This is a genomic window from Micromonospora sp. CPCC 205739 (assembly GCF_036906795.1).
Classification (GTDB): domain Bacteria; phylum Actinomycetota; class Actinomycetes; order Mycobacteriales; family Micromonosporaceae; genus Micromonospora.
In genome coordinates, this window is sequence record NZ_JBAKHS010000008.1 from 26,231 (window position 1) to 45,503 (window position 19,273).

The window sequence follows — 19,273 nt, forward strand, 5'->3', positions numbered from 1 at the left end:
ACCAATGTGGCCGGCGCGGAGACGAACAGGGTGACAGACCCGCACCACCGACAAGGAGCCCCGTCATGAACCGTCTCCCGTCCACCGTCCTCGCCGGCGCGCTGGCCCTCGGCGTCGCCGTACCCGCCCTGGCCGGTCCGGCCGCCGCGCGGCCCGCCACCGAGGCACCGTCCGGCACCGCAGCCGCAGAAGGGCGATCCGTCGCCGCCGGCCTCTTCCCGGGGGGTGTCGTTGCCGTCGCCTCGGGGCCCCGGGCCGACCGGCGCCACCCGACCGAGGCGGCGGTGCACCAGGCCGTCGGAGGGGTCGACCTGCTCAGTGTCCGGGGTGCCGGCCCGTTCCGCATCGGCGCGAGCCTGGCCCGGCTGTCGGCGGCCGGCCTGATCGACTGGACGGCCGACAGCTGCGCGGGCGTGGTCCACACCGGCGTCACCGGCGAGTGGGCCGGAAAGACCATCCTCACCTTCCGCCAGGGGCGGCTGGTCGCGGTGGGCACCGCCACCGCCCCGCCCCGCTCGCCCGCGGGAGCGAGCGTCGGCATGTCCTTCGCCGAGCTGGAGGAGATCTACGGCCCGCGCGGTGAGCTGATCCGCAACGACGCCGGCGACGACACGGCGTACCTGGTCCGGTTCGGCAGCCGGGTGGAGCTGTTCACCGGGCACCCGATCCGCTCGGGCGTCGGCTGGTTCGAGGTGGGGCGCGCGGACTTCGTCGAGCGTGGGTTCCGGCAGGGCCGCTCCTGCTGACCCCGCCCGGGACGAGGGGCGTCGGCACCACGCCGGCGCCCCTCGTTCGCGCCGCGGCACATCGTTCCCCTCGGACACGACAGTGTTGGCGTAGACAATACTGTGTGGCACACACTATGGTGTGACGCATGGTGAGCGAGGAGATCCTGCGGACCCATCTCCAGGAGTTGCGCCGGGGCACGGTGGTGGTGGCGAGCCTGGTCGCCCTGCGGCACCCCGACTACGGCTACGCGCTGCTGCAACGACTGGCCGGGCACGGCTTCCCGGTCGACGCGAACACGCTCTATCCCCTGCTGCGCCGGCTGGAGGAGCAGGGGCTGCTGACCAGCGAGTGGAACACCGAGGAGAGCCGCCCGCGCAAGTTCTACCGCACCAGCGAGGAGGGCGAGGCCGTGCTGCGCCGACTCCTCGACGACCTCGCGGCCGTGCAGACCTCCGTCGCCGGGCTGATCGAAGGAGTGGACCGATGAATTCCCTGACCGACCGCTACGTCGCCGCCACCCTGCGGGCCGTGCCCGCGCCGCGCCGGGCGGAGATCGCCACGGAGCTGCGCGCCTCCATCGAGGACATGATCGACGGTCGCACCGCCACCGGGCAGGACGCCGCCGCGGCCGAGCGCGAGGTGCTGACCGAGATGGGCCACCCGGAACGGCTCGCCGCCCGGTACGCCGACCGCCGGCTCCAGCTCATCGGCCCCACCTACTACCTGCTCTGGCAGCGGCTGCTGAAGGGGCTGCTCGCCGTCGTGCCGGCCATCGTCGGCGTGGTGGTGGGGGTGATCAAGGCGACGGTGGGCGGCGAACCCGGCCCGGCGATCGGCGCCGGCATCAGCGCCGCCCTCCAGACGGCGGTGCAGATCGCCTTCTGGGTGACTTTCTGCTTCGCCGTGCTGGAACGGACCGACACCTCGCTGAACCTGCCGGACTGGACCGTCGACCAGCTCCCCGAGGGCCCGGTGGAGCGGGACGTGCGGCTCACCGACACCTGCGCGGCGGTGGCGATGCTGCTGCTCACCCTCGCGTTCCTGCCCTGGCAGCACTTCCAGCCCTGGGTCACCGGCACCGACGGCGAGCGGATCCCCCTGCTCGACCCGGCGCTCTGGCGCTCCTGGCTGCCGCTGCTGGCGGCGGTGCTCGTCGCCGGCCTGGCACTGGAGCTCGCGAAGTACCGCGCCCGGCGGTGGACCTGGCCGCTGGTGGCGGTCAACGTCGCGCTCGACCTGGCCTTCGCCGTGCCGGTCGCCTGGCTGCTGCTCACCGACCGCCTGCTCAACCCGGACCTGGTCGCCCGGTTCGCCTGGCTGCGGGAGGGCGAGCACCTCGGCAACGTCGCGACGGCCTCGGTCGTGGTCATCGCCGCGATCACGCTCTGGGACATCGTCGACAGCGCGGTGAAGGCCCGCCGCCGCGACGCCTGAGCAGCCCACCCGGTCCGGCGCGCACTCCCGGCGCCGGACCGGTGCCGTTCAGCGCGGACCCGCCCGCCACTGACGGGCCAGCAGGGCGTACACGGCCTCGTCGGTCCACTCCCCCTTGACCCACTCGTTCTCCCGCAGGAGCGCCTCCCGGCGCATGCCGAGCCGCTCCAGCACCCGGGCCGAGGCGGTGTTGCGGGCGTCCAGCCGGCCGACGATCCGATGCAGGCCCAGCCCGTCGAACCCGAGCCGCAGCATCTCCCGGGCCGCCTCGGTGGCGTACCCGTGACCGACGTGGTCGGGATGCAGGACGTACCCGATCTCGCCCTGCCGGTGCGCGACGCTCGTCCAGATCAGCAGCACGTCGCCGATCACCTCGCCGGTCTCCCGCAGCACCAGCGCCAGGTTCAGCACGTCACCCTCCGCCCGCAGCGCCACCCGGGCGCGCTTGCGGGCCAACGCCTCCCGGCTGGCGGCCTCGTCGTTCGGGCCGAAGTAGAGGTAGCGGGTGACGTCGGCCCGGGACTGGTAGCCGTGCAGGGCGGCGAAGTCGTCGGCGGTGAAGAGCCGCAGGTCGAGGCGGTCGGTGCGGATCGGGAGGTCGGGGACCAGCATCCCGGCAGGCTACGGCGGGACCGGGCGGCCGGTCAGCCGGGTTTCGCCGCGCGGCCGCCGGGACGGGTCAGCAGGCGACGGTGTCCCAGCCGGCCGGCAGCCTCGGTACCGCCCAGGAGGGGTCGGGCCGCCAGTGCGCCCAGCCCTCGTCCCACCAGCGCTCGCCGGCGTCGAGCAGGGCGGCGATCCGGTCCCCCTCCGCGCGGATCGCATCCGCCATGCCCGGGTAGCGCCCCTCGGTGAGGCGCTGCGCGAACATCTCGACGTCCTTCCAGACGTACCGGTCGGCGCCCGCCGGCCACCACAGGTCCAACTCGTGGTCGAGGGTGTCCACCCCGACCGGGGTACGCCGGAACGGGTCCTGGAGGTTGAAGTACCAGCCGGCGAAGGCGCGGTCCTCGCCGGTCCAGAAGACGTCCACCGAGTGCGCCTCGCCCGGGCGCTGGAGCATCAGCTTGCCGTGACCCGACCACGCGGTGTGGCCGGCGGTCTGCCAGGGATGACGGCCGCACGGGAAGGAGCCGAGCTCCGGAAAGCCGAACTCGGCCCCCGGCGGCAGGTAGAGCGCGAGCAGGTCGGCCGAGTCCTCGACGCAGATGGTCGGGCAACCGAACCAGACCTCGCCGCGCAGGATCTCCCGCCGGACGACCACGTCGCCCGGCGGGAAGCGCCGTCCGGTCACCGGATCAGGCGTCCACCGCGGCCATGACGTCGTCGGAGACGTCGAAGTTGGCGTAGACGTTCTGCACGTCGTCGCAGTCCTCGAGGACGTCGATCAGCTTGAAGACCTTGCGCGCCCCGTCCTCGTCCAGCGGCACGTTGACGCTGGGGATCAGCGAGGACTCGGCCGACTCGTACTCGATGCCGGCGTCCTGCAGGGCGGTGCGGACTCCGATCAGGTCGGTCGGCTCGGAGACCACCTCGTACGCCTCACCGAGGTCGTTGACCTCCTCGGCACCCGCGTCGAGGACGGCCATCATGATGTCGTCCTCGGTGGTGCCGGCCTTGGGCACGATCACCACGCCCTTGCGGGAGAACATGTACGACACCGAGCCGGCGTCGGCGAGCGAGCCGCCGTTGCGGGTCAGCGCCGTGCGCACCTCGGTGGCGGCCCGGTTGCGGTTGTCGGTCAGGCACTCGATGAGCATCGCCACGCCGTTCGGGCCGTAGCCCTCGTACATGATCGTCTGCCAGTCGGCGCCGCCGGCCTCCAGGCCGGAGCCCCGCTTGACCGCGCGGTCGATGTTGTCGTTCGGTACCGAGTTCTTCTTGGCCTTCTGGATGGCGTCGTAGAGCGTCGGGTTACCGGCCGGGTCGCCACCGCCGGTCCGCGCCGCGACCTCGACGTTCTTGATCAGCTTGGCGAACATCTTGCCGCGCTTGGCGTCGATGACGGCCTTCTTGTGCTTGGTGGTCGCCCACTTTGAGTGGCCGGACATCTCGTACCTCCGTCTGTCATTCCACGCCTGCGTCGACAGCCCGCGCCGACTCCACGCACGCGACCGACGACGAGACGGCCGGTCGGCTCCGCGTGGAGGGCTGCGGCGGGCGATGGCCCTGCCGAACCGCGGCAATCCTACCGAGGTCGCACCCGGGCATGTCACACCCGCTACCCGTGCGGGCAGCGTCGGGGCACCCGGGCCACGAAGAAGACAACTCTCGCGGAGCGGAAAAAATGCCCGCGAGGGACCCGTCCGATCCGGACGGGCCCCTCGCGGCTGCGCTCAGGCGGCGCGGACCAGCTCCACGAAGTAGCGGTGCAGCCGCAGGTCGCCGGTGAGCTCCGGGTGGAACGAGGTGGCCAGCAGGTTGCCCTGCCGGACCGCGACGATCCGCTCGGCGGCCGGGCCCTCGGCGACCCGGCCCAGCACCTCGACCCCGTCGCCGACCCGCTCGACCCACGGCGCGCGGATGAACACGGCGTGGAACGGCTCGCCCTCGACCCCGGCGATCCGCACCGGGGCCTCGAACGAGTCGACCTGCCGGCCGAACGCGTTGCGCCGCACCGTCATCTCGATGCCCGCGAAACCGCGCTGGTCGGGCCGGCCGTCCAGGACCTCGGTGGCCAGCATGATCATGCCGGCGCAGGACCCGTAGACCGGCATCCCGCCGGCGATCCGCTTGTCGATCGGCTCACGCATCCCGAAGATGTCGGCGAGCTTGCTGATCGTGGTGGACTCGCCGCCGGGGATGACCAACCCGTCGACCGCGTCCAGCTCGGCCGGGCGGCGTACCGGACGGGCGTCCGCGCCGGCGCCGGTCAGCGCCGCGACGTGCTCGCGGACGTCACCCTGCAGCGCGAGCACACCGATCGTCGGTGCGTCGCTCATGCTGATCGTCCTCTCGTCGTTCCCCGACCCCGCCGCACTCACCAGCCCCTCCTTCGTTCGCGACTGCGGGGCTCGCAGAATCGGCTCACTCCTCGCGCTCACCAACCGCGCTCGGCGAGGCGGTGCGGCTGCGGGATCTCGTCGACGTTGATGCCGACCATCGCCTCGCCGAGGCCGCGCGAGACCTTGGCCAGCACGTCCGGGTCGTCGTGGAAGGTGGTGGCCTTGACGATCGCGGCGGCGCGCTGGGCCGGGTTGCCGGACTTGAAGATGCCGGAGCCGACGAAGACGCCCTCGGCGCCGAGCTGCATCATCATGGCGGCGTCGGCCGGAGTGGCGATACCACCGGCGGTGAAGAGCACCACCGGCAGCTTGCCGGTCTCGGCGACCTCCTTGACCAGCTCGTACGGCGCCTGCAGCTCCTTCGCGGCGACGAACAGCTCGTCGGCCGGCAGCGAGCTGAGCCGGGCGATCTCCTGCCGGATCTTGCGCATGTGCATGGTGGCGTTGGAGACGTCGCCGGTGCCGGCCTCGCCCTTGGAGCGGATCATCGCCGCGCCCTCGGTGATCCGGCGCAGCGCCTCACCGAGGTTGGTGGCACCACAGACGAAGGGGACGGTGAAGGCCCACTTGTCGATGTGGTTGGCGTAGTCGGCCGGGGTCAGCACCTCGGACTCGTCGACGTAGTCGACGCCGAGGGACTGCAGGATCTGCGCCTCGACGAAGTGGCCGATCCGGGCCTTGGCCATGACCGGGATGGAGACGGCGTTGATGATGCCGTCGATCATGTCCGGGTCGCTCATCCGGGACACGCCGCCCTGGGCGCGGATGTCGGCGGGCACGCGCTCCAGCGCCATCACGGCGACGGCGCCGGCGTCCTCGGCGATCTTGGCCTGCTCGGGGGTGACCACGTCCATGATCACGCCGCCCTTGAGCATCTCGGCCATGCCGCGCTTGACGCGGGCGGTGCCGACGACGGAGGTGTTGCTGGCGTTCTGGGGAGTGGTTTCGGGCACGGGTTATCGCTCCTCGGACGTGCTCGGGGGTGGCTTGCGACTGATGCTACGGCCGGATCAACGCCGGTCCGACAGCCAATCAGCCCCCGGGTGGCCTGCACTGTGGCCGTCATCACCCGGGCTCGGACACCCGCCCGGACCAGGGAAAACCGGGCGATCGGCCGCACCGTTGCCGAAAGCCGACGTCAGCTCGCGGGGGCCTCGGCGGCGACCACGAGCGTCGGGTCGTCGATGTCGAAGTAGCGGGGCCACGGGTGCCGGCGCCCCATCCGGCACAGCCGCACCAGCGGGCGGCTGCGCGCCGACCGGGCGTCGCGGACCAGGTCGGTGTGCACCTGCCGGGCCAGGGCCAGCCGCCGGCTGGCGGCGATCACCGCCTCGCAGACGGGGTCGGCCGGGTCCAGCCGTACCGCCCGCAACTGCCGGGTGAGGTCGTTCTCGGCGGCCTCCCGCTCCTCGGGCGGGGCGTCCAGCGCAATCCGGGCCGCCGCGTACAGCTCGACGCCGAAGCGCCGCTCGGCCAGCACCGCGGCGGCGGCCGCCCGGCGCAGCAGGTGCGCGTCGAGGGCCCGGGCCGCGGACTCCGCCCGGGACTGCAGCCGCTCGACCCGGCCGGCCGTCCAGATCAGGTACGCCGCGACCAGGGCGAGCAGCACCGTCGCGCCCACCACCCACCACATGTGCGGCATCGTAGTGGTCACACCGCCCCGCCCAGCCCCACCCATTCCTGGTCGATGACCCGGCCGTCGGTGGCCTCGATGGCCGCGGCGTAGACCTCCAGCACCCGGCGGGCGATCACCGGCCAGTCGTAGTGCGCCACCACCTGGTCGCCGCAGGCGGTCAGCGCGGCCCGGCCCTGCGGGTCGTCCAGCAGGTCCACCAGGGCGGTACGCAGCGCCGCCGCGTCCCCGGTCGGGAAGAGCCGGCCGGCCCGTCCGCCGTCGAGCACCCGGCGGAACGCGTCCAGGTCGCTGGCGACCACCGTGGTGCCGGCGGCCAGCGCCTCGGTGAGGATCATCCCGAACGACTCCCCGCCGGTGTTCGGCGCGACGTAGAGGTGCACGCTGCGCAGCATCCGGAGCTTCTCCTGCTCGGGCACCATGCCGAGGAAGGTCACCCGGTCGCGCAGCTCGGCCGGGAACTGCCCGAACAGGTCGTCCGGGTCACCGGGGCCGGCCACCAGCAGCCGCAGCCCGGGCCGGTGCGGGGCCAGCGCGACGAAGGCGTCGCGCAGGATCGGGAACCCCTTGCGGGCCTCGGTGAAGCGGCCGAGGAAGCCGAGCGTGCCGCCGGTGCCCGGCGCGCACTCCCCCGGCCAGCCGGGCAGCGGCTGCACGCCGGCGAACTTCGCCACCGCCACCCCGTTGGGGATCTCCGTCGCGCCGCCGTCCATGTGCTCGACCTGGACCTTGCGGGCCAGGGCGCTGACCGCGATCCGGGCGGTGATCCGCTCCAGCACGATCTGCAGCACGCCCTGCGCGGCGGCGAGCACCCGGGACCGGGTCATCGCGGTGTGGAAGGTCGCCACCACCGGCCCGCGCGCGGAGAGCACCGCGAGCATCGACAGGCTCAGGGTCAGCGGCTCGTGCACGTGCAGCACGTCGAAGTCGCCCCGGGTGATCCAGCGGCGCACCCGGGCGGTGGAGACCGGACCGAAGGCGATCCGGGCCACCGACCCGTTGTACGGCAGCGGCACGGCCCGCCCGGCCGAGACCACGTACGGCGGCAGCGTCGACTCCTCGTCGGCCGGGGCCAGCACGCTCACCTCGTGACCGAGTCCGATCAGCGCCTCGGCGAGATCCATGACGTGGTTCTGCACCCCACCGGGTACGTCGAAGGAGTACGGGCACACGATGCCGATCCGCACGTAGGCGCCCTTCCCGTCAGGCCTGGCCGGTGACCGGCGTGGCTGTTGTCGCGCCGCTGCCCGTGCTCCGCTGGTCCAGCCACATCCGCTGCAGCATGTGCCAGTCTTCCGGATGCCGCGCGATGCCCGCCGCCAGACCGTCGGCAATCCGCTGGGTCAGCAGCCGGACCCGCTGGTCCAGGGGTGCCGAGTCCGGGTCCGGCAGCGGCAGCGGGCCCTCGATCGAGGCGCACGCCGCGTCCGGTTCGTACCACATCGAGGCCACGTAGAGCGGGGCGCCGGTGCGGACCGCGAGCAGCGCGGGACCGGCCGGCATCCGGGTCCGACCGCCGAAGAACTCCACCTCCACGCCGCGGGCGGAAAGGTCCCGGTCGGCCAGCAGCGGCACCACCGCGCCGGCGCGTACCCGGTCCACCAGCACGTCGAACGCGGGCCGGTCGCCGCCGTGGGTGGGCAGGATCTCCATGCCCAGCCCCTGGCGGAAGGCGACGAACCGCTCGTAGACCGACTCCGGCTTGAGCCGCTCGGCGACCGTGGTGATCGGCCACCCGGTGGCGGCGACCCAGGCGCCGGCGGCGTCCCAGTTGCCGGCGTGCGGCAGGGCGACCACCGCGCCCCGGCCGGCGGCCACGTCGTCGGCGAGCCGCCGCACCCCGACCGGGTCCAGCCGGAACCCGGCGAGGATCTCGGAACGGCTCAGCGCCGGCAGGCGGAACGCCTCCATCCAGTACCGGGCGTACGAGCGCAGTCCGCGCCGCACCAGCGCGTCCAGCTCGGCCTCGGGCAGGTCGGGGCCGACCACCCGGCGCAGGTTGGCGCGCAGTCGGGCCGTACCCGCGCCGCCGGAGCGGTAAGCGCGGTCGGCGCCCGCCCGGAAGGCCGCGGCCACGACGGGCCGGGGCAGCACGCGGGCCACGCGCCACCCGGCGAGGTAGCCGAGCTCGGTGAGGTTCACTCCCGGCCGACCAGCTGGGCCTGCTTGTACACGTGCGCCATGCGCTGCCCCACCGTGAAGATCGAGACGGCGGCGAGCAGCCAGAGGGCGACCTCCAGGGCATGGTCGACGCCGAGCCCGGTGAGCAGCCCGCCCACCCCGACGATCAGCAGCCGCTCGGTGCGCTCGGCGATGCCCACGTTGCAGGTCATGCCGAGCCCCTCGGCGCGGGCCTTGACGTAGGAGACCAGCCCGCCGGCGGCCAGGCAGAGCAGCGCCGCGGCCACCCCCGAGTAGTCGTGCTCGGTGGCCAGCCAGTACGCGACCGCGCCGAAGACGGCGTTGTCGGCGATCCGGTCCATGCTCGAGTCGAGGAACGCCCCGAACCGGGTGGAGCCGCCGCTCATCCGGGCCATCGTCCCGTCGAGCAGGTCGGTGAGCGCGAAGACCGTCACGATGAGGGCGCCGGCGACCAGGTCTCCCCGGGCGCCGAAGCCGAGGGCGCCGACGAGCACGCCGAGGGTGCCGGTCACGGTGACCGCGTTGGGGGACACGCCGGCGCGGAGCAGGCCGCGCGCGACCGGCTCCACGACGCGGGTCATCCCCGCGCGGGCCGTCACTTGGAAGATCTTCGCCATGGCGGTCCCACGATAACGGCCGCCAGCGGTCGGCGACACAGCCGGTCGTCCGACCCGCGTGGCGGAGGCTTGTGTCCGCTCCGCAACGGGTGTGAGATCGGGTGTGGGAGGTGAGCCAGCTCACCGACCCACCCGTCTGAGTACCCGTCGTTCAGGAGAGCACCGGAGGATATCGCCGCGGCACCCGCCCGGGCCCGCTTCCCCGTCGCGCGCGGCGGTCGCCACCAACCACGGCTGAGGGAGGTGCGCCGCGATGGCGCAGAAGAACCAGGAGAAGGGTGTCACCGGCGCGGCGCCGGTGGTGACCGAGCCCGGCAGGGTTCGCAACGTGGTGCTCGTCGGGCACTCCGGGGCGGGCAAGACGACCCTGGTCGAGGCGCTGCTCGCGGCCAGCGGCACGATCGGCCGCGCCGGCAGCGTCACCGACGGCACCACCGTCTGCGACCACGACCCCGCGGCGGTACGCCAGCAGCGCTCGGTCAGCCTGGCCTGCGCCCCGCTGATGCACCAGGGCGTCAAGGTCAACCTCCTGGACACCCCGGGGTACGGCGACTTCGTCGGCGAGCTGCGGGCCGGCCTGCGGGCCGCCGACGCGGCGCTGTTCGTGGTCTCCGCGGCCGACGGCATGGACATGGCCACCGCCGCCCTCTGGGAGGAGTGCGCCGCGGTGGACATGCCGCGGGCCGTCGCGGTGTCCCGGCTGGACCACCCGCGCGCCGACTTCGACGAGGCGGTGGCGCTGTGCCAGCGCGTCTTCGGCGACAACGTGATCCCGCTCTACCTGCCGATGCTCGGCGACGACGGCGAGTCGGTGGCCGGCCTGATGGGGCTGATCACCCGCCGGGTCTTCGACTACTCGGCCGGGCTGCCCGCCGCCGTGCGCGAGCCGGACCCGGAGCACCTGCCGGCGATCCTGGAGTCCCGCAACGAGCTGATCGAGGGGGTCATCGCCGAGAGCGAGGACGAGACCCTGATGGACCGCTACCTCGGCGGCGAGGAGATCGACACCGAGGTGCTCATCACCGACCTGGAGAAGGCGGTCGCCCGGGGCCACTTCTACCCGGTGGTGCCGGTCTGCGCGGAGACCGGCGTCGGCCTGGACGCGCTGCTGGACGGCCTGGTCGCCGCCTTCCCGTCCCCGCTGGAGCACGAGGTGCCCGCGGTCACCGGGGTGGACGGCTCGCCCCGGCCGCCGCTGAGCTGCGACCCGGACGGCCCGCTGGTGGCCGAGGTGGTCAAGACGACCGTCGACCGGCACGTCGGCCGGGTCTCGCTGGTGCGGGTCTTCTCCGGCACGCTCCGCCCCGACCAGGTGGTGCACGTCTCCGGGCACGGCATGGCCGAGCGTGGGCACCCCGACCACGACGCCGACGAGCGGGTCGGGCACGTCTACACCCCGCTCGGCGCGGCGCTGCGCGAGGTGCCCGCCTGCGTGGCGGGCGACATCTGCGCGATCACCAAGTCGGGCAGCGCGGAGACCGGCGACACCATCTCCGCCAAGGAGGATCCGCTGCTCGTCGCCCCCTGGGAGATGCCCGAGCCGCTGCTGCCGGTGGCGATCGTGGCGAAGAGCCGGGCCGATGAGGACGCCCTGGCCCGCAACCTGAGCCGGCTGGTCGCCGGCGACCCGACGCTGCGGCTGGAACGCAACCCGGAGACCCACCAGCTGGTGCTCTGGTGCATGGGCGAGGCGCACGCCGACGTGGTGCTCGACCGGCTGCGCAGCGGCGGCGTGGAGCTGGAGACCGAACCGGTGCGGGTGGCGCTGCGCGAGACGCTGACCGTCGGCGCCCGGGGCCACGGCCGGCACGTCAAGCAGTCCGGCGGCCACGGCCAGTACGCCGTCTGCGACATCGAGGTGGAGCCGCTGCCGCGCGGCGCCGGCTTCGAGTTCGTCGACCGGGTGGTCGGCGGGGCCGTCCCGCACAACTACATCCCGTCGGTGGAGAAGGGCGTCCGGGCGCAGATGGAACGCGGCCTGGTCGCCGGCCACCCGGTGGTGGACCTGCGGGTGACCCTGGTCGACGGCAAGGCGCACAGCGTCGACTCCTCCGACGCGGCCTTCCAGACCGCCGGCGCGCTCGCGCTGCGCGACGCCGCGGAGCAGGGGCAGCCGGCGCTGCTGGAGCCGGTGGACGAGGTGGCGATCCGGGTGCCCGACGGCTCCGTCGGCCCGGTACTGGGCGACCTGTCCGGCCGCCGCGGCCGGGTGCTCGGCACCGAGCCGGACCCGGACGCCGAGGGCCGCACCGTGATCCGCGCCGAGGTGCCCGCCACCGAGCTGGTCCGGTACGCGGTCGAGCTGCGCTCGATGACCCACGGCACCGGCACGTTCCGCCGCGAGTTCGCCCGCTACGAGCCCATGCCCGCCCACCTCGCCGAACAGGCCCGCAAGGAGCACACCTCCCACCCCTGACCCTCCGCAGTTTCAGAGAGAGCGTGGCTGTTCCTCGCCGAACAGCCACGCTTTCTCCGTAGGTGCACGGATCTCGGGTGGGCGGCGAGGGGGTCAGGGGCGGGCGGCGGGGATGGGGGGCATCGGCCAGTGGGGGCGGTCGGCGTCGCGCAGGGCGGCCGTGCGCAGGGCGGCGAGCTGGCGTTCCACCTCGGCGAAGTGGTCCGGGGCGAGCGGGCCGAGGCGCAGCACGGCGGCGTTCTCCTCCACCTGGGCGACCGTCCGGCACCCGGGGATCGGCACGGTCCGGGCGCTGCGGGCCCAGAGCCAGCCCAGCGCACCCTGGCTGAGGGTGCGCCCGTCCGCGGTGAGCGCGCCGCGCACCGCCGCGACCCGGCGCAGCCACTCCGGCGCCGGCCGCCCGCCACGGAACCACTCCAGCCAGGTCGGGGCGACGCCGCGTACGTCGTCGGGGGGCAGCGTGGAGCCGGTGGTGTACTTGCCGGTGAGCAGCCCCATCCCGAGCGGGCCCCGGTTGACGCTGGCCAGGTCGTGCTTGTCGCAGACGGCCAGCATCGCCGGGGTGTCCCGGAGCACGGAGAGGGTGTGCTGCACGGCGGTGGCGTGGGGGGCGGCCTCGGCGAAGGCCGCCGCCCGGTCGGCCCGGTCGGTGCTCCAGCCGTACGCGCGGACCAGCCCGTCGGCGACCAGGTCCTCCAGGGTGCCGAGCAGCGCCTCCACCCGGGGCAGCGGCAGGTCGCCCAGGTGCAGTTGGTAGAGGTCGATCCGGTCGGTGTCCAGCCGGCGCAGCGAGTCGGTGACCGCCCGGCGCAGGTACTCCGGGGAGGGGTCCTCGCCGGTGGCCTGGCGGGTGCGTTCGTCGAAGGTGTAGCCCCACTTGGTGGCGATGACCGCCTCGTCTCGCCGGCCGGCGAGCGCCCTGCCGAGGACCCGCTCGCCGTGCCCGGCCCCGTACGTGTCGGCGGTGTCGAAGAGGGTCACGCCGAGGTCGAGCGCCCGGCGTACGGCCCGGACGGATTCCTCGTCGTCGACCCTGCCCCAGCCCAGCGGCCGGGCGCCCTCGGCCCAGGGGCCACCGATCGCCCAGCACCCCATGCCCAGGGCGCTGACCTCGATGCCGCTGCGGCCCAACCTCCGCGTCGTCACTGCCATCGCCGCATCCTGCCACCTCCACCGGGTCGAGGGGCAGGAATGTCACCGCTGGTGCAGGATCGACCGCATGGGACGGCTGGGTGTGGACGTCGGCGGTGTGATCATCGAGCTGAGCGACGGGACGGAGGACACCTCGTTCTTCGGCGACAACTACCTGCGTACGCCGCCGATGGACGGGGTGTTCGAGGCGTTGGCCGCGCTGGTCCCGCTCTTCGACGAGGTGTACGTCGTGTCGAAGTGCGCCGAGCCGACCGAGCGGCGGACCCGGGACTGGCTGGCCCACCACGACTTCCACGCGCGTACCGGGATCGGCCCGGAGCGGCTGCGGTTCTGCCGTACCCGCCCGGAGAAGGGGCCGATCGCGGCGGGGCTGGGGTTGACCCACTTCGTCGACGATCGGCTGGAGGTGCTGGGTTACCTGGACACTGTGCCGCACCGGTACCTGCTGCGGCCCCGGGAGGACGAGGTGGCCGCGCACCGGGCGCACCTGGCCGGCGTACAGCGGGTGCAGAGCTGGCCGGAGCTGGTGGCGCGGATCCGCGCGGACGGCGGGGACGGCGCCGGCGAGCGGCGGTGACGGGCGGGCGCCGGGGGCGGGCAGCCTGGGCTCAGGCCCGGCTGCCCGGCGTCTGGCCGAGCCGGTGGCGGTGCTGATCCGCGCGCCCTGTGCCGGCGACCGCCGGTCCGGCGGCGGTCAGCGCCGGGTGCCGTACGCCAGCGGCACCGGGTCCGGCTGGCCCTCCCAGGTGCCGGTCAGCGCGGCGCCGGCCGGCGAGGTACCCCGGTCGAGGCGGCGGACGACGGTCAGCTCGACGGTGTCGGTGACGATCAGCGTCGGGTCGGCGTCCACCACCCGGCGGGGCGTACCCACCTGGGGCAGGTCGGCACCACCGGCACCGCTGCTGTCGATGACCATCGTCGGAGGGCGCAGCTCCCGCCCGCCGTCGACCTCGACGTACTCCTGGGCCTGACCGGTCCCGGCGAGGATCGCGGCGGCCAGCGCGGCGGCGTAGACCGGGTCGCCGCAGGCGTCGTAGACCCAGCGCCGGCCGAGCACCGAGTGCTCGGTGGTGCCGATCAGCCAGTCGTCGCCGCCGTCGAGCGGCGCGTCCCGGTAGGTGAGCGGGACCTGGTGGACCGGCCCGTCACCGGCCCGGACGAGCAGGGTCTCGATGCCGACCGCACCCGCCGGGTCGTCGAACCGGTAGCCCGCGACGCGCGCCACGTCGACGCCGGCCGGTCCGTCGTACCAGCCGCGGCCGGGCAGCCACCCGGTGAGCAGTTCGAGCTTCGTGGGGCGCAGCGTGGCGCGGTGCAGCAGGGCCATACGCAAGATCATATGTCGATGCCGGGTGCGCGCGCGGGACCCGCGCTCAGGCCGGCCAGGCCTTGGCGAACAGGTCGCGGGTGTCGGCGAGCAGTTGGGGCAGGACCTTCGTCCGGCCGATCACCGGCATGAAGTTGGCGTCGCCGCCCCAGCGCGGTACGACGTGCTGGTGCAGGTGCGCGGCGATGCCGGCGCCGGCGACGCCGCCCTGGTTCATGCCGAGGTTGAACCCGTGCGCGTTGCTGACCATGCGGACCACCCGCATCGCGGTCTGGGTGAACACGCCCAGCTCGATCGTCTCCGCCGGGTCCAGCTCGGTGTAGTCGGCCACGTGGCGGTACGGGCAGACCAGCAGGTGCCCGGGGTTGTACGGGTAGAGGTTGAGCACCGCGAAGACGTGCACGCCGCGCGCCACCACCAGACTCTCCCCCTCGGGCAGGCCGGGGGCCAGGCAGAACGGGCAGCCGGCGGGCTTCTCGTAGCCGCCCTCGGGACGGTCCTCGCCGGAGATGTAGGTCATCCGGTGCGGCGTCCAGAGCCGCTCCAGCCCGTCCGCCAGGCCGGCGTCGCCGGTGATGTCCGTGCCGTCGTCAGAGTGCCGCGCCGCCCCAGTCACACGCCGATCCTACGGTCACCGCCCCGGATCCCACCCGTCCGCACCGGCCGCCGGACCCGGGACGTGAGCGCGCCCACCTCGCCCCAACCCGTACCCCACTCCCCCTCCGCCCGCACTTTCCGAGAAAGCGTGGCCATCCGGCGAGGAACAGCCACTCTTTCTCGGAAAGTGCGCGGATCTTGAGGGGACCTGACGGGGCGAAGAAGAGGGTCAGCTCTGGGCGGATGGGCCGGAGTTGGAGCGGGAGCTGATCACGTCCAGGACGTGGGTGACCGCCTCGGCCATCGGGACGCCGTTGCGCTGGGAGCCGTCCCGGTAGCGGAAGGAGACCGTGCCGGCGGCCACGTCGTCGTCGCCGGCGATCACCATGAACGGGATCTTCTGCTGCTGGGCGGTACGGATCTTCTTCTGCATCCGGTCGTCACCGGCGTCCACCTGGGCCCGGACGCCCTCGGCGCGCAACGCCGCGACGAAGCCGTGCAGGTAGTCGGTGTGGTCCTCGCGGATCGGGATGCCGACCACCTGCACCGGGGCCAGCCAGGCCGGGAACGCCCCCGCGTAGTGCTCGGTGAGCACGCCGAAGAAGCGCTCGATCGAGCCGAACAGCGCCCGGTGGATCATCACCGGCCGCTGCCGGGTGCCGTCGGCCGCCTGGTACTCCAGGCCGAAGCGCTCCGGCTGGTTGAAGTCGACCTGGATGGTGGACATCTGCCAGGTCCGGCCGATGGCGTCCTTGGCCTGCACCGAGATCTTCGGGCCGTAGAAGGCCGCGCCGCCCGGGTCGGGCACCAGGTCCAGCCCGGAGGACTCGGCGGCGGTGCGCAGCGCCTCGGTCGCCTCGGCCCAGTCGGAGTCCGAGCCGATGAACTTCGGCGAGTCGTCGCGGGTGGACAGCTCCAGGTAGAAGTCGTCCAGGCCGTAGTCGCGCAGCAGGTCCAGCACGAACGACAGCAGGGTGGAGAGCTCACCGGCCATCTGCTCGCGGGTGCAGTAGATGTGCGAGTCGTCCTGGGTCAGGCCGCGCACCCGGGTCAGGCCGTGCACCACCCCGGACTTCTCGTACCGGTAGACCGTGCCGAACTCGAAGAAGCGCAGCGGCAGCTCCCGGTACGACCGCCCGCGCGCCTTGAAGATCAGGTTGTGCATCGGGCAGTTCATCGCCTTGAGGTAGTACTCCGCGCCCTCCAGCTGCATGGGCGGGAACATCGTCTCGGCGTAGTAGGGCAGGTGGCCGGAGGTCTCGAACAGGTGCGCCTTGGTGATGTGCGGGGTGTTGACGAACTCGTAGCCCGCGTCCTCGTGCCGGCGGCGCGAGTAGTTCTCCATCTCCCGGCGGATGATGCCGCCCTTCGGGTGGAAGACCGCCAGGCCGGAGCCGATCTCGTCGGGGAAGCTGAACAGGTCGAGGTCCGCGCCGAGCTTGCGGTGGTCGCGCCGGGCGGCCTCCTCCAGCAGCTTCAGGTACGCCTTGAGCTCGTCGCGGGTCGGCCACGCGGTGCCGTACACCCGCTGCAGCTGCGGGTTCTTCTCCGAGCCGCGCCAGTAGGCGGCGGCCGAGCGCATCAGCTTGAACGCGCCGATCAGCCGGGTGTGCGGCAGGTGCGGCCCGCGGCACAGGTCCGACCAGCAGACCTTCTCCTCGTTGGCGGCGAGGTTGTCGTAGATGGTCAGCTCGCCGCCGCCCACCTCCATCACCTCGGAGGAGTCCAGCCCCTCGCCCTTGACGTCGATCAGCTCCAGCTTGAACGGCTCGGCGGCCAGCTCGGCCTTCGCCTCGTCCAGGCTGTTGAAGCGGCGGCGGCGGAACCGCTGGCCGGACTTGATGATCTCCTGCATCCGCTTCTCGAGCTTGGCCAGGTCGTCCGGCTGGAACGGCTTGTCGACGGCGAAGTCGTAGTAGAAGCCGTTCTCGATGGGCGGGCCGATGCCGAGCTTGGCCTCCGGGAAGACGTCCTGCACGGCCTGGGCGAGCACGTGCGCCGTCGAGTGGCGCAGCACGTTGAGCCCGTCCGGCGAGTCGAGGGTGACCGGCTCGACGGTGGTCTCCTCGGCCGGCTTCCAGTCCATGTCGCGCAGCACGCCCTGCGGGTCGCGGACCACCACGATCGCCTTCGGCCCGGCCACGGGCAGCCCGGCAGCGGCCACCGCGTCGGCCGCCGTCGTCCCGGCGGCGACGACGACGGGGTCGGCCACGACGGGGGTACGGGGTGCGGACACGGTGACTCCTCAGCTGCAGACAGTACGGATGGCGCCGTTTCCGGCTCCTGCGATGCTATCTGTCGCCCCTTTCCGCCCGGTCGTCGGGAAAGGATGGGCCCGCGTGTCCGCCGAAGCTCGCAGATTGTGCGGGCGCGGATTGAACCTTTCCCGCCCGCGATCCGAACTACCGGGTGTGGCCGGAAACCGGAGCCGGCCGCGTGGCGACGGATGGGGGCACAGATGGCGATCACCCGCAACGGCGGCCGACGGGCCGGTCTCGTGCTGGCCGCCGCGACCGCCGGGGCGCTCGCCTGGCCGGGTGCGGCGCTGGCGGCGGACGTGACGACCACGCCGACCCGGGCGACCCAGGGCGACGCGGTGGAGATGACCTTCGTGGTGCCGGAGGAGCGACCCGGCGCGCGCACCGAGAAGATCGAGGTCAAGCTCCCTGCGGACGCGCCGATCGGTGAGGTCTACCCGTTGTCGGTGGACGGCTGGGCGCCGCTGATCACCTCGCGGAACCTGGACGCCCCGGTCGCCGGCATCCACGCGCCCTCGGTGACCACGGTGACCGCCTCGGTGGTCTGGACCCGGGCCGCCGGGAAGCCGGAGCCGGGGCCGGCCCGGCTCGCCCTGGCGATGGGCCCGCTGCCGCAGGCCGACCGGATGAGCTTCGAGCTGGTGCAGACGTACTCCGACGGGACGGTGGTGCGCTGGGCCGACCCGGCCGGCGGCGCGCACCCGGCCCCGACCCTGGCCCTGGAGCCGGCGGCTCCGGGGGCGGCGCCCGGACACGGCCACGGTGGCCCGGCCGCCGCCGCGCCGGCCGGCGACGACGCCACGCAGGCGGAGCCCGCCGGGGACGGCGGGCCGAACGCGGACGTGCTGCTCGGCGGCGGCCTGCTGGTCGGCCTCGGCGGTGGCGCGTTGATCGGCTGGGCGGTGAGCCGCGGGCGGCACCGGGCCGAGCCCGCCGACGACATCGAGGGCGACCAGCCCGAGGGTGAGCCGTCGACGGAGGAGCAGCCCGAGGGTGAGCGCTCGACCGTCGGCGTGGGCGAACCGGTGGGGTCGCGCTGAGCTCAGCGCGCCCAGTCGGGCAGCGGCTCCCGCGCCGCCAGCCAGCCGTCGGGCACCCCGCCCGGCGTGCCGACCCCGGTGTGGGCGGCGACGATCGCGCCGACGATCGCGGCCGTGGTGTCGACGTCCCCGCCCGCCTCCACGCAGGTCCGGATCGCCGCCGGATAGTCGTCGAGGTGGGTGGCGGCGACCCAGAGGGTGAACGCCACGGTGTCCTGCGCGGTGACCCGGGAGCCGTTGCCGAGCGCGTCGACGACCTCCGGCAGGCCCCGGCCGAGCAACCCGACGGCACGGCGTACCCGGCGGTGCACCTCGGCGGCGGGGTCCAGCGCGGCGGCGACCGCGGCGAGCAGCCGGGCCGGGTCGGGGCGGTCGCCGTCGAGGCGGGCCCGGGCGGCCAGCGCGGCGGCGACGGCCACCGCGACCGCGCCGGCGACCCCCTCGGGGTGGGCGTGGGTGACCTCGGCGGACGCCCGGGCCTGCGCCGCGGCCCGGGTGGTGGAGTCGGCGAACCAGGCGCCGAGCGGGCCGACCCGCATCGCCGCGCCGTTGCCGCAGGAACCCTGCCCGTCGAACGCGGACGCGGCGGCCACCGGCCAGGGCGTGCCGGTACGGATCAGTTCGAGCAACTCGACCGCGCCGGCGCCGTACCGGCGGGCCGGCTCGTAACGGGCGGCGAAGGCGGCGGCGAGTGCGTCCCGGTCGATCGTGCCGACGTCGGCCAGGCAACCGACCACCGAACAGGCCATCTCGGTGTCATCGCTCCACGGCCACGGCCCGGCCGGCAGGCCGTCCCGCCAGGGCGCCACGCCCCGCCCCGGCACGAAGAACATCCCGCCCAGGGCGTCGCCGACGGACAGGCCGGTGAGGCTGTCCCGGGCCAGGGCCAGCCGGGTGTCGGGAAACAGGGTGAACGTCATCGT

20 protein-coding genes are annotated in these 19,273 nt (G+C 73.8%); 6 read left to right on the forward strand and 14 right to left on the reverse strand.

Translation table 11 applies throughout. From position 1 onward, the window contains the following. Positions 1 to 65: 65 nt before the first annotated feature. The 3 genes from V6U88_RS14000 to V6U88_RS14010 all read left to right on the forward strand — a co-directional run bounded on the left by V6U88_RS14000 (position 66) and on the right by V6U88_RS14010 (position 2,163). The gene (locus tag V6U88_RS14000) at positions 66 to 746 is read left to right on the forward strand and encodes a hypothetical protein (protein ID WP_334453087.1); all 681 of its coding nucleotides are present in this window, start codon (positions 66 to 68) and stop codon (positions 744 to 746) included. A gap of 128 nt (positions 747 to 874) precedes the next feature. Then, positions 875 to 1,216, forward strand: coding sequence for a PadR family transcriptional regulator (locus V6U88_RS14005; RefSeq protein ID WP_334453090.1), 342 nt, complete (start codon positions 875 to 877; stop codon positions 1,214 to 1,216). Continuing rightward, positions 1,213 to 2,163, forward strand: a complete 951-nt coding sequence (locus tag V6U88_RS14010; protein ID WP_334453095.1) for a permease prefix domain 1-containing protein — start codon at positions 1,213 to 1,215, stop codon at positions 2,161 to 2,163. Before V6U88_RS14005 ends, V6U88_RS14010 begins: the two co-directional genes overlap by 4 nt. Positions 2,164 to 2,211: 48 nt before the next feature. Here the strand turns inward: V6U88_RS14010 and V6U88_RS14015 are convergent, their stop codons facing one another. From V6U88_RS14015 to pgsA, 9 genes are all read right to left on the reverse strand, one after another. Continuing rightward, positions 2,212 to 2,775, reverse strand: a complete 564-nt coding sequence (locus V6U88_RS14015; RefSeq protein ID WP_334453097.1) for a GNAT family N-acetyltransferase — start codon at positions 2,773 to 2,775, stop codon at positions 2,212 to 2,214. A 67-nt stretch (positions 2,776 to 2,842) separates the two neighbouring features. After that, positions 2,843 to 3,457, reverse strand: a complete 615-nt coding sequence (locus tag V6U88_RS14020; RefSeq protein WP_334453099.1) for a DUF402 domain-containing protein — start codon at positions 3,455 to 3,457, stop codon at positions 2,843 to 2,845. Between the two features lie 4 nt (positions 3,458 to 3,461). Then, a complete protein-coding gene (locus tag V6U88_RS14025) occupies positions 3,462 to 4,214 on the reverse strand; it encodes a YebC/PmpR family DNA-binding transcriptional regulator (RefSeq protein WP_334453101.1) in 753 nt (250 codons plus the stop codon). Between the two features lie 285 nt (positions 4,215 to 4,499). Then, a complete protein-coding gene (gene pdxT, locus V6U88_RS14030; protein ID WP_334453104.1) occupies positions 4,500 to 5,105 on the reverse strand; it encodes a pyridoxal 5'-phosphate synthase glutaminase subunit PdxT in 606 nt (201 codons plus the stop codon). 98 nt (positions 5,106 to 5,203) lie between these two features. Further along, positions 5,204 to 6,121, reverse strand: a complete 918-nt coding sequence (pdxS, locus tag V6U88_RS14035) for a pyridoxal 5'-phosphate synthase lyase subunit PdxS (protein ID WP_334453107.1) — start codon at positions 6,119 to 6,121, stop codon at positions 5,204 to 5,206. 185 nt (positions 6,122 to 6,306) lie between these two features. Further along, positions 6,307 to 6,801: a hypothetical protein gene (locus V6U88_RS14040; protein ID WP_334453110.1), complete on the reverse strand. Its 495-nt coding sequence runs from the start codon at positions 6,799 to 6,801 to the stop codon at positions 6,307 to 6,309. Positions 6,802 to 6,818: 17 nt separating this feature from the next. Beyond that, on the reverse strand, positions 6,819 to 7,988 hold the full coding sequence (locus V6U88_RS14045) for a glycosyltransferase family 4 protein (RefSeq protein WP_334453113.1): 1,170 nt from the start codon (positions 7,986 to 7,988) through the stop codon (positions 6,819 to 6,821). A 16-nt stretch (positions 7,989 to 8,004) separates the two neighbouring features. Beyond that, the gene (locus tag V6U88_RS14050) at positions 8,005 to 8,943 is read right to left on the reverse strand and encodes a phosphatidylinositol mannoside acyltransferase (protein ID WP_334453115.1); all 939 of its coding nucleotides are present in this window, start codon (positions 8,941 to 8,943) and stop codon (positions 8,005 to 8,007) included. Next, positions 8,940 to 9,560, reverse strand: a complete 621-nt coding sequence (gene pgsA / locus V6U88_RS14055; RefSeq protein WP_334453117.1) for a phosphatidylinositol phosphate synthase — start codon at positions 9,558 to 9,560, stop codon at positions 8,940 to 8,942. Before pgsA ends, V6U88_RS14050 begins: the two co-directional genes overlap by 4 nt. A gap of 253 nt (positions 9,561 to 9,813) precedes the next feature. Between pgsA and V6U88_RS14060 the strand changes: the two genes are divergently transcribed. After that, on the forward strand, positions 9,814 to 11,976 hold the full coding sequence (locus V6U88_RS14060; protein ID WP_334453119.1) for an elongation factor G-like protein EF-G2: 2,163 nt from the start codon (positions 9,814 to 9,816) through the stop codon (positions 11,974 to 11,976). A 93-nt stretch (positions 11,977 to 12,069) separates the two neighbouring features. On the opposite strand, the gene V6U88_RS14065 is transcribed toward V6U88_RS14060, so the two are convergent. Then, positions 12,070 to 13,128 (reverse strand): aldo/keto reductase, encoded by a 1,059-nt coding sequence (locus tag V6U88_RS14065; RefSeq protein WP_334453122.1) that lies wholly within the window; start codon positions 13,126 to 13,128, stop codon positions 12,070 to 12,072. A gap of 67 nt (positions 13,129 to 13,195) precedes the next feature. Between V6U88_RS14065 and V6U88_RS14070 the strand changes: the two genes are divergently transcribed. Continuing rightward, positions 13,196 to 13,705 carry a hypothetical protein gene (locus tag V6U88_RS14070; protein ID WP_334453124.1) on the forward strand — a complete coding sequence of 170 codons (510 nt, stop codon included), beginning with the start codon at positions 13,196 to 13,198 and terminating at the stop codon, positions 13,703 to 13,705. A gap of 117 nt (positions 13,706 to 13,822) precedes the next feature. Here V6U88_RS14070 and V6U88_RS14075 read toward each other — a convergent pair whose 3' ends face one another. The 3 genes from V6U88_RS14075 to thrS all read right to left on the reverse strand — a co-directional run bounded on the left by V6U88_RS14075 (position 13,823) and on the right by thrS (position 17,288). Beyond that, positions 13,823 to 14,455, reverse strand: a complete 633-nt coding sequence (locus V6U88_RS14075) for a CG0192-related protein (RefSeq protein WP_334453126.1) — start codon at positions 14,453 to 14,455, stop codon at positions 13,823 to 13,825. A gap of 46 nt (positions 14,456 to 14,501) precedes the next feature. Further along, the gene (locus V6U88_RS14080) at positions 14,502 to 15,014 is read right to left on the reverse strand and encodes an HIT family protein (protein WP_334453494.1); all 513 of its coding nucleotides are present in this window, start codon (positions 15,012 to 15,014) and stop codon (positions 14,502 to 14,504) included. 267 nt (positions 15,015 to 15,281) lie between these two features. After that, complete coding sequence (gene thrS / locus V6U88_RS14085; protein ID WP_334453128.1) at positions 15,282 to 17,288, reverse strand: threonine--tRNA ligase; 2,007 nt, start codon at positions 17,286 to 17,288, stop codon at positions 15,282 to 15,284. 222 nt (positions 17,289 to 17,510) lie between these two features. Between thrS and V6U88_RS14090 the strand changes: the two genes are divergently transcribed. Next, positions 17,511 to 18,350, forward strand: a complete 840-nt coding sequence (locus tag V6U88_RS14090; RefSeq protein WP_334453130.1) for a DUF1775 domain-containing protein — start codon at positions 17,511 to 17,513, stop codon at positions 18,348 to 18,350. Between the two features lie 2 nt (positions 18,351 to 18,352). Here the strand turns inward: V6U88_RS14090 and V6U88_RS14095 are convergent, their stop codons facing one another. Continuing rightward, positions 18,353 to 19,270, reverse strand: a complete 918-nt coding sequence (locus V6U88_RS14095; protein WP_334453132.1) for an ADP-ribosylglycohydrolase family protein — start codon at positions 19,268 to 19,270, stop codon at positions 18,353 to 18,355. Positions 19,271 to 19,273: the final 3 nt, after the last annotated feature.

Coding starts and splice junctions, on each gene's coding strand:
- V6U88_RS14000 (WP_334453087.1), top strand. CDS start 66: ATGAACCGTCTCCCGTCCACCGTCCTCGCCGGCGCGCTGGCCCTCGGC.
- pdxT (WP_334453104.1), bottom strand. CDS start 5,105: ATGAGCGACGCACCGACGATCGGTGTGCTCGCGCTGCAGGGTGACGTC.
- V6U88_RS14010 (WP_334453095.1), top strand. CDS start 1,213: ATGAATTCCCTGACCGACCGCTACGTCGCCGCCACCCTGCGGGCCGTG.
- V6U88_RS14025 (WP_334453101.1), bottom strand. CDS start 4,214: ATGTCCGGCCACTCAAAGTGGGCGACCACCAAGCACAAGAAGGCCGTC.
- V6U88_RS14040 (WP_334453110.1), bottom strand. CDS start 6,801: ATGTGGTGGGTGGTGGGCGCGACGGTGCTGCTCGCCCTGGTCGCGGCG.
- V6U88_RS14070 (WP_334453124.1), top strand. CDS start 13,196: ATGGGACGGCTGGGTGTGGACGTCGGCGGTGTGATCATCGAGCTGAGC.
- V6U88_RS14095 (WP_334453132.1), bottom strand. CDS start 19,270: ATGACGTTCACCCTGTTTCCCGACACCCGGCTGGCCCTGGCCCGGGAC.
- V6U88_RS14090 (WP_334453130.1), top strand. CDS start 17,511: ATGGCGATCACCCGCAACGGCGGCCGACGGGCCGGTCTCGTGCTGGCC.
- V6U88_RS14005 (WP_334453090.1), top strand. CDS start 875: ATGGTGAGCGAGGAGATCCTGCGGACCCATCTCCAGGAGTTGCGCCGG.
- V6U88_RS14015 (WP_334453097.1), bottom strand. CDS start 2,775: ATGCTGGTCCCCGACCTCCCGATCCGCACCGACCGCCTCGACCTGCGG.
- pgsA (WP_334453117.1), bottom strand. CDS start 9,560: ATGGCGAAGATCTTCCAAGTGACGGCCCGCGCGGGGATGACCCGCGTC.
- V6U88_RS14075 (WP_334453126.1), bottom strand. CDS start 14,455: ATGGCCCTGCTGCACCGCGCCACGCTGCGCCCCACGAAGCTCGAACTG.
- V6U88_RS14060 (WP_334453119.1), top strand. CDS start 9,814: ATGGCGCAGAAGAACCAGGAGAAGGGTGTCACCGGCGCGGCGCCGGTG.
- V6U88_RS14065 (WP_334453122.1), bottom strand. CDS start 13,128: ATGGCAGTGACGACGCGGAGGTTGGGCCGCAGCGGCATCGAGGTCAGC.